The organism is Psychrobacter piscatorii (assembly GCF_904846415.1).
GTDB lineage: Bacteria > Pseudomonadota > Gammaproteobacteria > Pseudomonadales > Moraxellaceae > Psychrobacter > Psychrobacter piscatorii.
Window position 1 is genome coordinate 1 of record NZ_CAJHAR010000029.1, and the last position, 15,744, is coordinate 15,744.

8 protein-coding genes are annotated in these 15,744 nt (G+C 44.7%); all 8 read left to right on the forward strand.

What is annotated here, in order from left to right; all coding sequences use genetic code 11:
• Nucleotides 1-259 precede the first annotated feature (259 nt).
• The 8 genes from JMX83_RS11905 (at nt 260) to JMX83_RS11940 (ending at nt 15,707) form a co-directional block, all read left to right on the forward strand.
• Complete coding sequence (locus JMX83_RS11905) at nt 260-8,923, forward strand: YadA-like family protein (RefSeq protein ID WP_201602055.1); 8,664 nt, start codon at nt 260-262, stop codon at nt 8,921-8,923.
• 85 nt (nt 8,924-9,008) lie between these two features.
• Nucleotides 9,009-9,467, forward strand: coding sequence for an outer membrane protein assembly factor BamE (locus JMX83_RS11910; protein ID WP_201602058.1), 459 nt, complete (start codon nt 9,009-9,011; stop codon nt 9,465-9,467).
• Between the two features lie 308 nt (nt 9,468-9,775).
• Nucleotides 9,776-10,198 (forward strand): tetratricopeptide repeat protein, encoded by a 423-nt coding sequence (locus JMX83_RS11915; protein ID WP_201602061.1) that lies wholly within the window; start codon nt 9,776-9,778, stop codon nt 10,196-10,198.
• A 27-nt stretch (nt 10,199-10,225) separates the two neighbouring features.
• Nucleotides 10,226-11,380, forward strand: coding sequence for a flavin monoamine oxidase family protein (locus JMX83_RS11920; RefSeq protein ID WP_201602064.1), 1,155 nt, complete (start codon nt 10,226-10,228; stop codon nt 11,378-11,380).
• 72 nt (nt 11,381-11,452) lie between these two features.
• A complete protein-coding gene (locus JMX83_RS11925) occupies nt 11,453-12,391 on the forward strand; it encodes a DMT family transporter (protein ID WP_201602067.1) in 939 nt (312 codons plus the stop codon).
• 189 nt (nt 12,392-12,580) lie between these two features.
• Nucleotides 12,581-14,341, forward strand: a complete 1,761-nt coding sequence (locus JMX83_RS11930; protein ID WP_201602070.1) for a TrkH family potassium uptake protein — start codon at nt 12,581-12,583, stop codon at nt 14,339-14,341.
• Between the two features lie 78 nt (nt 14,342-14,419).
• Nucleotides 14,420-15,121, forward strand: coding sequence for a potassium channel family protein (locus JMX83_RS11935; protein ID WP_201602073.1), 702 nt, complete (start codon nt 14,420-14,422; stop codon nt 15,119-15,121).
• A 43-nt stretch (nt 15,122-15,164) separates the two neighbouring features.
• A complete protein-coding gene (locus JMX83_RS11940) occupies nt 15,165-15,707 on the forward strand; it encodes a DUF3124 domain-containing protein (protein ID WP_201602075.1) in 543 nt (180 codons plus the stop codon).
• The last annotated feature ends 37 nt before the right edge of the window (nt 15,708-15,744 follow it).

A 15,744-nucleotide genomic window follows, 5' to 3' on the forward strand; every position in this document is an offset into this window, starting at 1 on the left:
AAATTATAGTATATAAACCTTATGGTTAATAAGGAATTAAGATAAGCGGTAGTAAATTGATGATTAACGGCATTGATCTGAGTTTCAATGTGTATTAAGATAGACAGAATAGTATTGAATTTGTTACTTAAGATATTTAAATTATTTCTGCTTCGATATTCTTGCATAAAGCCCGAGTTTCAGTTGAGTTAGCCTTACTGGCTAAAAGGTTTTACTGTCGTACACCGCCCACTTACTCTTATTAAAGGAAGAAACCGATATGAACCGTAATTATAAAGTGATATGGAATAGGTCATTGGGATGCTTTACGGCAGTTGCCGAATACGCTAAGGGCCGCGGCAAGTCTTCAAGCTCAGCTGTTACCTCAGGTACCAGCCCACTTGAGACAGGAGGCACGCAAGCATTTACTCTAAATATATTAAGATCAGGCATGGTAACTGCTGGTCTGACCAGTTTAGTATTTATTGTATCGCCGCAGGCATTAGCTGAAACAGGGACAAACGGTGGTACTGGTACTGGTACAGCAATCTCGAATGACTGTATACCTGCGACTACAGGAACAGGTGCAGGCACAAGTGGAGTTGTAGCGAACTCAGGCCCTAGCACTAACAATATTGCTATTGGTTGCTCAAGTGCCACAAATAATGGCGGTGCAACTATTGCGGATCGTGGTAATCCTTATTATACGTCTCTCACTGCCAACTCCAATACTGTTCCAGCAGCAGATCGAAATACCTTTACACCACTTAATGCCTCTACTGGTTCTGTAGCGATTGGCACAGGGTCAACAACGGCATCAATCTTAAGTCTCGCAGTAGGTCAATATGCAAAGACAGAAAGCGTTGCTGGTATAGCCATCGGTACAGCAGCTTTATCAAAGGGCAATACAGCACTAGCACTAGGGCGACAGTCTGTTGCTAGCGGTGATTTCTCTCAAGCATTAGGTAACGTATCAGCTGCTATCGGTGTAGGTTCACTTGCTATAGGTCACTCTGCAACAGCCACAGGGTATCGCTCTATCGCTATTGGTGCACCAGATATTACTGGCGCTGGTAGTGTTGGCGGGCAGCCAGGTGCAGCGTATCAAACTGTGGGGCAAACTAAGTCATCTGCTCAGGACTCTATTGCACTCGGTGGCGGCGCACAAGCAACGGCAAATAATGCTTTATCACTTGGTGCTTTTTCAGCTGCAACCGCTGAAAAGTCAGTCGCTATCGGTACAAATGCTCAAGCAACCGCAACCAATGCAGTGGTAATTGGTGATGGTGCAAATACTGCTGTAACAGGCGGTGTTGCTATTGGTCTCAATGCACAGGTAACCGGTGATGATAGTGCGGCGTTAGGGCAAGGTTCAGTTGCAACTGCACAATCTGGAAGCTCATATTTAACGGATGTCGCTCAGAATAATCAAGGAACACTATCTGTTGGTCGTACAGCAACAGGTAACGGTACTGACATTAATACTCCTGGCTCAACAGCTAATAGATCAGCAATTACTCGTCGTATCACTAACCTAGCTGATGGTTCAGCCGCTAGTGATGCTGTCACTGTCGCTCAGTTAACGCAACGAAGCACATTAACTGATAAGCAGGGTACTGATACAGCCGCTGCACTTGGTGGTAACTCTCAGTATAGTTCTGCGACAGGAGCTATCACGGCACCTACTTACTCTGTCGTCAGTAACCCTGCCAATGCAGCGAGTAATGTCACTGGTGTCGGTGGTGCTATTAGCGCCCTAAACTCAGCCGTACAGACGCCACTGACTTTTACTGGAAATACAGGCACAACCACTCGTAAGCTTGGAGAGGCGCTAGCTATTACTGGTAGTGGCAACTTAAGCACTGTATCTTCTGCCACTGGTGTTGCTATTAGCTTAAGTAACACACCAACCTTTACCAGCGTTACTACGGGCAACAGCTTACTGAACAATACAGGTTTGACTATCACTGGTGGTCCAAGTATCACAACTAATGGTATCAATGCTGCTAACAACAATATTACTAACGTTGCTAATGGGAGTATTGCTGCGAACAGTAAAGACGCCATTAATGGTGGTCAAGTGAGTACTCTGGTAAACACTGTTACAGGTCAGCTAAACACAACCAACGCCAACGTAACCGACAATACCAATCGCTCTACAGGCAATATGACAGCGTTAGGTGGTAGTTATGATGCTGCAAATAATGTTTATACACCGCCAAGCTACAGCGTCTTTACTAACCCAAGTGAAACAGGTCCTACTGGTACAGGGAATGGTACAGGTGACACGGTCAACACTGTTGGTGGTGCGATAACCGCAATAAATAGCGCGTTACAAACACCACTGACTTTTGCAGGGGATACAGGCACTAACGTGACTCGTCAGCTAGGTCAGACACTTGCTGTAAAAGGTGGCATTACGACAGCAACTGATTTAACAGATAACAATATTGGCGTTGTGGCTAATGATACCGACAGCTCTTTGACCATCAAACTGGCTAAGAGTCTTACTGGTCTTACCAGTGTGACAACAGGCAATACAACTTTAAATAATTCTGGCGTAACCATTCTTAGCAGTACTGGTGGTGATACAGTCATATTGAACAGTTCTGGTCTCAATAATGGAAATAATAAAATTACTGCTGTAGCTAACGGGGACATTTCTACTAATAGCAAAGACGCTGTAAACGGTGGTCAGATCAACACTCTAGTCAACACGGCGACTACTGCAATTAATAACAACGCCACCAATATCACTGACAACACAAATCGCTCTATAGGCAATATGACAGCGTTAGGTGGTAGTTATGATGCAGCCACAGATACTTATACTCCACCAGAATATATTTTAGACAACAGTACTACTACGGTCAATACTGTCGGTGAGGCTCTTGGCAACCTAGATGGTCGTATTACGACTAACACAGGTGACATTGCTGATCTGACTAATACAGTTGCCCAACAGAGAGTGAAATATGTCAGCGTTAACTCAACTGGCGGCACTAATGAAAATAACGATGGTGCGATTGGTCTAGATGCGATTGCTATTGGTAAAAATGCACAGTCTGATTTAGAGGGAGCAACTGCAGTCGGTAGGGATGCGAATGCTGCCGGATTTAGTACGGTCGCTGTGGGTGATAATAGTACAGCTAATCAAGTCGGAGACGTTGCTATAGGGGTTAATTCTATCGCAACAGGTGGCGGTGCAGATAACATTGGAGCTGTAGCATTAGGTGCAGACTCGCGAGCGTTAGGGAATGGTAATATTGCTATCGGAGACAATTCAAGCTCAACAAGTGGAAATCGTGCAACAGCGTTAGGCTCAAATGCAACAACTACAGGCAGTCGGACCACTGCGCTAGGTTATAATTCAGTTGCAACAGGTACTGCTGCTACAGCTTTAGGAGATGCAGCAAGAGCAGAAGGTCAGTTTACAGTAGCTATCCGCGGACAAGCCTTAGCTGACAGCGCCATTGCGATTGGTGGACAAGCCTTAGCTGAAAATGCCATTGCACTTGGTGGCAGAGTAACAGCATCTGCTGCTAACTCTGTTTCAATCGGGCGAGGTAGCGTAGCAAATGGTAATACATTATCTACAGCTGCGTATCAGCCATTAGATGCAAATGGCAATGCTATCTCTGTTACATTGCCTACTGCTGCCGCTGAAGTAAACATTGGTAGTAGACGTCTAACAGGGCTAGCAGCAGGTGCTACTGATACCGATGCTGTCAATGTCTCACAGCTAAAGGCAGTTAATACTAATGTTACAACTAATACTACCAATCTTAATAATCTGACGACAGGTGTCACAGGTATCGTACGTCAAGATGCTGGAACAGGTGCGATCACTGTAGGTGGTCAGACTGGCGGCACTAGCGTAAGCTTTGCGAATTCAAATGATGATGCTCGTAATATAACAGGTGTTGCTGATGGCGACATCTCAGTGGGATCAACTGACGCTGTAAACGGTGGTCAGATCAACACTCTAGTCAACACGGCGACTACTGCAATTAATAACAACACCACCAATATCACTGACAACACAAATCGCTCTATAGGCAATATGACAGCGTTAGGTGGTAGTTATGATGCAGCCACAGATACTTATACTCCACCAGAATATATTTTAGACAACAGTACTACTACGGTCAATACTGTCGGTGAGGCTCTTGGCAACCTAGATGGTCGTATTACGACTAACACAGGTGACATTGCTGATCTAAATACCAGAGTTGACGGCATAGACTTCCCGATACGGTCGAGCAATGCTCAACCGTTTACAACAACTGCTACAGGTATCGATACGCTTGCAGTCGGCTCTAACGCTACGGCAAGAGGTATTAGATTAACTGCCGTTGGAGAAGGTGCTAACGCAAGTGGAATAAATGCAACAGCAATCGGACAGAATGCTAAAGCAGATGGTATCGCTGTAACAGCAATCGGGCAAGATGCTACTACGGATGGAATAAATGCAACTGCCATTGGGCAAAATGCTAAGGCAAATAGTATAAATACGACGGCTATCGGGCAGGGTGCCAGTGCAAATAGTATAAATGCGACGGCTATCGGTGTAGGTGCTAGCTCAGGCTTTAGTGGGTTAGCGGGTGGTCAAGGTGCCAATGCAAGTATGAGCTCAGTGGCACTTGGCGCTCAGTCTGCCGCAAGTGCAATGGGTAGCGTAGCAATCGGTAACAACTCTTCTGCTACAGTCAATAGCGGTATTGCACTAGGTCAAGATTCGGTAGCAAGTATCGAAGGCGGAGCAATAGGTTTTGTTCCAACAGCGGCACTAACTGCTGATCAAGATGCAATCACCGCGACGGACAGCACTAACTTAGGTGCGGTATCGGTCGGTACAGGTACAGCTGGAGGCAATCGTCAGATCGTCAATGTTGCAGCAGGTACAAATGACAGTGACGCGGTGAACGTCTCACAACTAAAATCCGTTGCGAACATAGCCAATCAAGGCTTCAATATCACTGCTGACAACAGTGATCTGGCTAATAATGAAACTGAAGACAATGTTCAATTGGGTGAAACGATTGATTTCACTAACACTGATAACAACTTAGTTGCAACTGTGTCAGACAATGGCATCAACTATGACTTGGCTGAAAACATCGACCTAGGAGTTAATGGTAGCGTCACGACTGGTAACACCGTGACTAACAATACTGGCGTAACCATTACTGATAGCACTAATACAGCTATTAAAACCACCATCACCACTGCAGGGACTAATGTGACTGATGGCAATGGCAATACTGGTAACTATGGTGCTGCTACCACAGTATTGACTGATGACTCAGGCAATACCAATGCGAGTGCGGCCTTCGGTAATGCGATATTCGACGACTCAGGAAATGCTAATTTAAGTGGTGCCATCGGTAATGCGATATTTGATGATTCAGGTAACGTTAACCTTAGTGGTGCTCAAGGCAATATAATACTGGATGATTCAGACAACGTCACTACTACCTCAGCAACTGGTACTAACGTTACAGACGGTACCAATACTAGTGACTACGGCGCTGATGGCTTCACAGCCACTAATGGCGTCACTAGCACCGTCTTTAATCAAGCAGGCGTTAGCTTCTTAGATGATCAAGGCGCACCGATAGGTCCAAGCATCACAGCCACAGGTATCGATGCAGATGACACGGTTATTACAAGCGTATCAAGCGGACTTGAGGGTGGCACTTTAGCTGCCGCTACCGGCGACACGTTAACCAATGCTGCTAATATCGGCGACTTACAGAATGCTACTACCGACCTAACTGAGCTTGGTCTCAACTTTGTTGGCGACGATGGCACTGTCATTGACCGTGACTTAGGTCAAACCTTAAGCGTTACAGGCAATGCGACTGGTAACTTAACTGATGGCAACATTGGTGTGGTTGCAGATGGCACAGAAGGACTTAGCATCCAACTTGCTGAAAACATCGACCTAGGAGTTAATGGCAGCGTCACAACTGGCAACACCGTGACTAACGACACTGGCGTTAGAATTGATGATGGCAATGGCAACGTGACCGCAGTCACATTAACAGGTACCAACATTACTGACGGTACTAACATCGCAGATTATGGCCTAACAGGTGCAAGCCTGACAGATGGTACCAACACCAACGACAGCACCGCACTTGGTAACACTATTACCAGTGGTACTGATGTGACCACCATCACGGGTACAGGTACCAGTGTGACAGACGGTAATGGCAATACTGGTAATTATGGTGCTGCTACCACAGTATTGACTGATGACTCAGGCAATACCAATGCGAGTGCGGCCTTCGGTAATGCGATATTCGACGACTCAGGAAATGCTAATTTAAGTGGTGCCATCGGTAATGCGATATTTGATGATTCAGGTAACGTTAACCTTAGTGGTGCTCAAGGCAATATAATACTGGATGATTCAGACAACGTCACTACTACCTCAGCAACTGGTACTAACGTTACAGACGGTACCAATACTAGTGACTACGGCGCTGACGGTCTAGTTGCCGCAGATGGTGCTGGTAATAGTACTATCGTTAACCAAACAGGTCTTAGTTTTACTAATACTAATGGTACAACAACTCCAAGTATCACAGCAGCTGGCATTGATGCTGGTATGACTCAAATTACTGGTGTCGAAAGTGCTGGTGATATTACTAATATTGCCAACGCTAATAATGCCACCAACGCAGGAGACGTGAATGCTGCTATCACTGGCGTCACAAATCTAGGCTTAACGTTTGCTGGTGATAGCGGTAACGACGTTCAGCGTAATCTTGGTCAAACTTTAAACATTACAGGTGGTGCAACTGGTAATTTAACTACAGGTAATATCGGCGTAGTTGCTAATGGTGCAGACGGCCTAAGCGTACAACTTGCTGAAGCCATTGACCTAGGAACTACTGGTAGTGTCAGAGTAGGAAACACTAACGTAAACAATGCCGGTATAACTATCTTAAATGGCCCAGTTGATACGGTTATTCTTGGTAGAGCTGGACTTAACAATGGTGGTAATAGAATCACGAATGTAGCTGATGGTGTTGTATCAAACGATGCGGCGACCTTTGGGCAAGTTGAAGCGGTTGATGCAAAAGTAGATACTTTGGGTAGCAACACTGCAACTAACTTAGGTGGCGGCGCTCTTTATGATGATACGACTGGTAGTATTAGTGCACCTACCTACACTCTAGATACAGGAGCTAATACAGGTACTACGGCTGACTTTAATGATGTAGGTAGCGCGCTTAGTAATTTAGATGGTCGTACTACAACTAATACAGGTGCTATCGCCGACATTCAAACGCAAGCAAACCAAGGTTTTAACGTTAGTGCAGCAGGCGGTACAGCTGATAATGTGCAGTTAGGTCAAACTGTTGACTTTACCAATACTGATGGCAACCTTGTGGTTACCAATGATGTCGATAATGGTATCAACTACAATCTAGCAGAAAACATTGACCTAGGCGTTAATGGAAGCATCACAACAGGCAACACCGTTACAAACAACGCAGGCGTCAAAGTTGATGACGGTGAAGGTAACGCAACCACCATCACCACAGGCGGTACCAATGTTGTAGATGCAGCTGGCAACAGCGCTGACTATACGGCTATCGGCTCAACCTTAGATGACGGTAACGGCAACACCAACGTCAGCACAGCCACAGGCAACACCTTAGATGATGGCAATGGCAATGTAACCATTACCTCAGCCACAGGTACCAACGTTACTGACGGTGCTAACACTAGCAACTATGGAGCTAATGGTTTTACCGCGACCGATGCTACTGGCAATAACGGTATCTCAATCAATCAAGGTGGAATCAGCTTTATTAATGGCGCAGGTGCACCGACTGGTCCAAGCGTTACTGCAGCTGGTTTCAATGCTGGTGGAACAGTTATCACCAATGTTGGAGACGGTGTAGCAGCAACAGATGCTGCAAACAAAGGCCAAGTTGATGCAGTGTCTGATGGCTTAGCAGATTTAACAGCAGGTGCAGTTCAGTACGATAAGAACCAAGACAACACTGTTAATAAAGGTAGTATTACCTTAGGTGGCACTGGAGGCACAACGATAACGAATGTTAAAGCTGGTAATGTCAGTGCTGGTAGTACAGACGCCATCAATGGTAGTCAGTTACATAATCTAGGAAGTGATGTTGCGAGTATTATTGGTGGCAATGCGACGCTCGATGCTGACGGTAACCTAACAGCTAGCAACATTGGTGGAACTGGCAAAGGCAATCTTAATGATGCGATTGCTGCTGTGAACCAAGGTAATGCTCAGGCTAACGAAAATATTCAAGCTAACACTGATAGACTGGATGCTGGACTGAGCTTCAGTGCCGATAATGGTGACAATATCAGTAAGTCAATAGGCGATGGCGTGATTCAGCTGGAAGGTGGTGATAATATCACAACAACCACAACTGCTAGCGGTATCAAGTTTGACTTGAGCGGTAATATTAACGTGGACAGTGTGACTGCTGATAGTGTGACCACTGGTAATACGACGCTTAACAGCAATGGCGTGACTATAACAAATGGTCCAAGCATGACCTCTGCAGGAATTAATGCAGGCGGTAAAACAATCACTGGTGTCGCTGATGGTATCGAAGCTACTGATGCTGTCAACTTTGGTCAGTTGAGTGCTCTAGATAGCAAACTGAGCAATAGCGTGAATGAGTTGGGCTATAAGATCAATGAAGTAGAAGATGATGCTAACGCTGGTATCTCTGCTGCTATGGCAATGTCTTCACTGCCACAAGCTTATATCCCTGGTAAATCAATGATTGGTGGTGGTGTCGCGACATACAATGGTGAGAGTGCAGTTGCTGTTGGTGTCTCTAAAGTATCTGATAATGGTCGTTGGGTATTTAAGGTAAATGGTACAGCAGATACCCAAGGGAATGCTGGTGGTGCAGTTGGTGCAGGCTTCCATTTCTAACATAGCCCTATTGTCTCATGATAGCACCTATCTAAAATAAACAGGTGCTATCAAATTACTCATAAAATACATTAAGGGATGGATAATGAAAAAATCTTTTTATCGTCATGGCTTATTAGCAACAGCTGCTTTACTATTCACAGTGACTGGTTGTACTCAAAAAAATATAATGCCGACTTGGCATTTAACGCCTGGCGCTCAGCACGGATCTGTTGATGCTAACAATTTAGTATTTCCTAATCCAGAGAAAGCATGGCAAAAAGGGGGAACTATTGCCACTCCTGATGATATTGCCAAGATTCAAGTAGGGACTACTAAAGATGATATTTACAAATTAATAGGTACCCCTCACTTCAGTGAAGGGTTCAATGCCCGTGAATGGGACTATATCCTCAAATTTTACGATGCTGATAATAATGTAGAAACTTGCCAATACAAAATCATCTTTGATGATAGTTATGAAGGTCGTATGCGCGACGATGAATTTTTTGCCACTGAGTTCTATTGGCAGCCAGCCTCTTGTGCTAAATATTCACAGTTCTAGCACTCGGTTTAATTCTCATAAGTAACAAAAAAAGCAAGGCATTTAGTGCCTTGCTTTTTTTTCAGAATAAAGTCCGATAAGATATATATCATACTGAGCTTTACCAGATACCGTATTGTTCTTCTTTTGACTTATAACCGCTCATATACAGAAAAGCCTAAATAACATCAATGATAGAACATACGATAAACTAAATGGTTTATTCTATAGCAATGAAAATTTGGGCGTCTCGAGTTTTTTAAACTTCATATCTCTTGTTATTTGCGACAAAAATTATCTAATGAGTTATACAAAAAAGGTTATAAGCAATGATCAATACCAAAATATATAAAGCCATCTATACCTTAGCCGAAGAATTGCTAGAGGCCGATCGCAGAGGCGATCAAGCAAGATTTGACGCGCTTTATGCAGAACTAAAAGCCATTTGTACCGACAACGAAAATACCGATAAAGATCATCCAGAACAGTGGGAGACACTTGCTGATTTCACAGAGGATTTGGACGAAGCATTGGTTATTTATGATAAAGCATTAGTCAAAGCTACGGCGATCAATTCAAAAGATCATATGTCATCAATTGCTTTTTCTATGGCGGTTCTACAGCTTGAGACAGGTGAGACTGAAGCTGCTATCCAAAATCTACAAAATGCCAAAGTCACAGCCAATAAAATTGAAGACAAAGAGTTTAAGGTTGAGATAGATGAGCTACTCACAAAACTGCTAGCTGAGTAACCTCAACTAAACAGGAATAAATCTAATATGCAAGACATACCTGTGGTGATCGTCGGCGGCGGGCTAAGTGGACTATACGCCGCCTTTTTATTAGAGCAAAAGGGCATAGCGTATAGACTGCTAGAGGCGCGTAATACCTTTGGTGGTCGCATTGCAGTTGCTAAATATTCAGATGCACACACTGTTGATAACAGTACTGATATCGATCAAGCAGAATCAAGCACGGCGTTCGACTTGGGACCATCTTGGTTTTGGCCGGATTATCAAACGCAGTTAAGTAGTCTGATTGAGTCGTTGAATTTATCACGTTTTTCGCAGTTCGAAGAAGGCAATATGATGGTTGAGCGCGCTGCCAACCAGCCACCTGTGCGTATGCAAGGTTATAAAAGCGCACCACCTTCTATGCGGCTAGTCGGTGGTATGGCTGCTTTGATTGAGGCGCTATACGCTCGTTTAGATGCTAGGTGTATCATAACCAATCAAACGGTACGGCAATTGAGTAAGACGGATGGACATATTGAAGTACAGAGCGAAGATACTTTCGGACATGTCACCAGACGTGTAACTACGTTTCGAGCGCAGCATGTGTTACTTGCGCTACCACCTCGGTTGGTAGAAGGTCGTATAACATTTCAGCCAGCATTACCGCAAAATCTGAGTACACAGTGGCAAGAGACAGCCACTTGGATGGCACCCCATGCCAAATATGTGGCGGTCTATGAGTCACCATTTTGGCGATATAACGGTCTCTCAGGCGCAGCGCGCAGTGCGGTAGGGCCACTCACCGAGATACATGATGCTTCTACGCTAGAAGGCAATGGCGCGTTGTTTGGCTTCTTTGGCGTTCCCGCGCAAGTGCGCCAAAGTGTCTCTGATGATGTGTTAAAAGAACACTGCCGTGCGCAGTTGGTGCGGCTATTTGGGAAACAGGCGGATACGCCAATTGCTGAGTATCTCAAAGACTGGGCGCAAGACCCATTGACGGCGATGCCAGCAGATGTCAGCGGCGATGGTCAGCATGCAGTAGCGCCACCATCTAAGCCACAAACAGGCGTATGGCAAGATTGTTTAACAGGCTGTGGTAGTGAATGGTCAGCGCAATTCCCTGGTTATATTGCGGGCGCTATTGATGCGGCAGCAACGGCGGTACAAAGCTTGCCTGCGACAGTGTTATCTCGATAGTGTTGTCTCGATGATAAACACTGCAAAAAGTTATCCAGCTAGATAAAACATCGTCATCCAATAGGATAGCTGATGAATAACTCGCTCAAAAAAAACACTCGCAAGGCTACTTGGCTTGTGCCTTTTGCTTGCTTATTAGCAGGCGGCGCGCTCACTGGTATTTCGACCAATCTAGCAAAATACGCTGGTGACATTGGGCTGACACCACTAGCGTTTTTGTTTTGGTCGATCACTGGTGCTGCTATTATTCTCTTGATAGTCTCTTTGCTTAGGAAAGAAGTCCTTCCTTTTAGCGCCCGTAGTATTGAATATTATTTCGTTGCTGCCTTTGTCAGTGTGGCTGCTGCTAACTTACTGTTATTTTCTGCTATTCCTCATGTTGGGGCAGGGTTTGTTGCCCTTATTATATCTTTACCCCCACTGCTAACGTATCTTGGCGCACTAATGCTGCGTATGGAGCGTTTTTATCTCATTCGTGCGCTTGGCGTAGTGGCGGCGCTTTTTGGCGCAGGGGTGTTGGCTATTCATAAGCTTTCTGCGCCAGAGTCTAGTGTCTTTTGGATTTTAGTCGCGCTGTGCGGGCCAGTGCTACTCGCCATTGGTAATATCTATCGGACATTACGCTGGCCTGACAATGCTTCATCTAGTGCGCTTGCACCTGGCATGCTGGTTGCGGCGGCGCTGCTGTTAGGTTTATTTAGTGCGCTCTCTAATTTTTCTGTCGCGATATCTTTGGGTGCTTGGTTGCCGCTAGGGTTGATAGCTGTACAAGCATGGGTGTTTGCGGGTCAGTTCTTATTATTATTTCTTTTGCAAAAAACAGGCGGCCCTGTTTTGCTCAGTTTATTAGGTGCAGTGGGAGCAGTCGTTGGTGTGCCTATTGCGATTTTTTTACAAGGAGAGCGTCCGCCTGAAGGCTTGTTTTTGGGAGCGATGTTAATAGCCATTGGTGTGGTGTTGGTTACATGGGGCGGTGTAAAGATGACGACGGTAACGATAAAGGATGAGTGAAAGTCAGCTTAGCAAGCAACACAATCAGTCAGTGTGCTATATCCTTGCAAGTATTTGATATTCTTTTTTAATCCTGATTATGTTCTATATTGATTCAATAATTAGTTACGATTATTTCAAATCAGTTTTTGTGAATACCATAAAAAAGGAGTATAAGTATCGTGGTTATCGTTGTCATGGACTCAGGCTATGAATGCAGCCGCACGCTATCAATTATTAAATAATTTTACGATTCTTATTAGTGTTATCGGAGTAGTTGTTGCCCTGTTAGATAGTGGCTTTACGCTACCGACATGGATACAACAAGTTTTTCATATTTTTTATTTGGTCATTATCTTGCTGAGCTTTGTGGTGACGGTTGGCCGTTATATTTACACAAAAAAACCGCTAACGCTTAATAAAGTCGCCGTGTTTGACGCCTTTACCAGTACAGCGATTGTCATTTTATTGATGGCGCATTTCACTGACTTGGTGCGTTCTGGATTGGACGCCGCCGTTGATGGTTTTGTCGCGATAAAAATCGCCGTGTTTGTCACCTTTATCCGTGAACTCTCTGATCATAATTTTAATCTCAATCGTACCTTTCTAAATCCTGCACAGTTTTTTATCTTAAGCTTCTTAGCCGTTGTGCTGGTTGGTGCTTTGCTCCTGATGATGCCCAATGCGACAACGCAGCCGCTGTCCTTTATTGATGCACTCTTTACCGCGACCAGTGCCGTTTGTGTGACTGGGCTTATTGTGGTGGATACGGCAACCTATTTTACGACGTTTGGCCAAGTCATTATCATGGGACTGATACAAATCGGCGGCCTAGGTATTTTGACGTTCGTGACGTATTTTAGTTACTTCTTTAAGGGCGGTGTCAGCTATGAGACGCAAGCGAGCATTAGCGAGATGTCTTATATGCGCGGCATGGGTAATGTGGTGTCGACGCTTAAGTCTATTTTATATGTGACATTTGCCGTTGAGGCAGTGGCGGCGGCACTCATTTATATCAGCATTTATGATATGCCTGATATGGACTGGTCTGAGCAATTGTTTTTTTCGGTCTTTCATGCGATATCCGCTTTTTGTAATGCTGGGTTTTCTACCTTTAGTGCTGGCATGTATGACGATTCGATACGCTTTAATTATCCATTGCAGCTTATCATTGCGATGACTTTTATCTTTGGTGGTATGGGCTTCACCATTGTGGTCAATGTGCTGCGATATTTGCGTCATCGCGCTGAGCGACTGATATATCGCAATGACCGGCACTATATTTATCAGCCTTGGTTGCTGAATATCAATAGCCGTATTACCTTGATTACGACTGGGGCGTTATTGTTGACTGGTCTGATTGGGGTGATGGTATTTGAATACAACAATGTACTCGCTGACCACACCAGCTTTTTTGGTAAGCTTATCACAGGGTTTTTTACGGCTGCCACGCCGCGAACCGCAGGATTCAATGTCATTGATATGGGTGAGCTGACTTTTCCAACAGTCATGCTAACGATATTTTTGATGTGGATTGGGGCGTCGCCCAACTCGACGGGTGGTGGTATAAAGACCAGTACCTTTGCGATTGCGCTATTAAATACATTGAGTCTAGCCCGTGGGCAAACGAAGATAGAAGTCTTCAAGCGTCAGATTGCGGAGATTTCAGTCCGCCGCGCGTTCTCTATTATGTGGTTGTCATTATTGGTCATCGGTACGGGTGTGACGCTGATTAGTTATGATCAGCCAGAGCTTGATTTGATCAAAGTGGTGTTTGAATGCTTCTCAGCTTATAGCACGGTGGGCTTAAGTTTAAACCTGACAGCAGACTTATCAGATTTTAGCAAAGTGGTGGTTTCGGTCATCATGTTTGTTGGACGGGTCAGTATGCTGACGATATTTATTGCGCTACTCAAAAACATGCGCCAACGCAATTATCGCTATCCGACTGAGGAAATCACGATTAACTAAATCGTCGTAAACAGACGGTTTTATGCTTAAAAACGAGTGAAGATATATCAAAAGATACTGAAAAAGGTCATTAAGGTTATGAAATACATCATCGTAGGGTTGGGGAATTTTGGTGCGTCACTGGGAGCAGCATTGACCCGCCAAGGTCACGAAGTGATTGCCATTGATAACAGCATGCAACGGGTAGAAGCCTATAAGGAGGTCATCTCTCATACGCTCTGTATGGATGCCACGGATGAGTACACCGTGAGCGGATTACCGATTGTCGATACCGATACTGTTATTGTGGCTATAGGGGAGGATCAAGGCGCCAACGTGATGGCAACGGCGTTGTTCAAGACGCTAAAAGCAAAACGTTTGATCAGCCGTAGCATTAATCCGCTGCACAAAAAAGTCCTGCAAGCCATCGGTGTCGATGACATTATTTATCCTGAAAAAGAAGCGGCCAATCGCTGGGCCAAACGACTGTCACTAAGCCATTTTGTCGATTCGTTTGAGCTAAGTGATAACTTCAGTATGGTGGAAATTAAGATTCCAAATGTGTTGATCGGTAAGACGGTTGAGGAGTTGCGGTTGGAGCAAAAATTCAATATCCGATTGCTTAGTACCTTGCGCTATGAGTATTATGAAGACAGCTTTGGTCGTACCCAGACCAAACCTAGCGTGCAAGGTCTGGCCACGCCTGATCAAATATTGCAAGACCGTGATGTATTGGTCATTTATGGCGCAAACAAACACATCAACCAATTCTTACGTAGTGTGGGTGTGAAAATCAAATAACGGCTTGCAATCGCAGTGACATGAGAAGAGACAGGGGAAGTTTATGAATAAGCGCAGTATATCCGTTCTATTGGTCACTGTTATGGTGTTGCTGTCAGGCTGTGATCCGTCCGCGCAAGATCCGAACGTTCTTCTGTCCGAGCGCCAACAAGATCCGATTGAAGCGTTAGAGGTGACCTCCGATGTGGATCGCAGTCAGTTCAGTTATAAAGAAACCTTTTATGTACCTATTTATTCTGATATTTATACCGATAGAGACAATCGCAAAGTGCTACTGTCAGCGACGCTGAGTGTGCGCAATACCACGCTAAAAAAATCACTGTATATTAATAAAATTGATTATTACGATACCGATGGTGCACTGGTAAAATCGTATCTAAGCAAGCCCATTGAGCTACCAGCAATGGCTACGCTCAACTATATTGTCGAAAAAGAAGAAGATAAAGGCGGGTCGGGTGCCAACTTCATCATCGAGGTCGAAGGTGTGGACGAAACCGTCAGACCGGTTATCGAAGCGGTCATGATTGGTAATTTTAGTAATAAAGGATTTGCCTTTAGTACGGAAGGTACGCCAGTAATACATTAAAGGAATGTATTCAGTGAAGTAATAAGGAAAGTTCAAT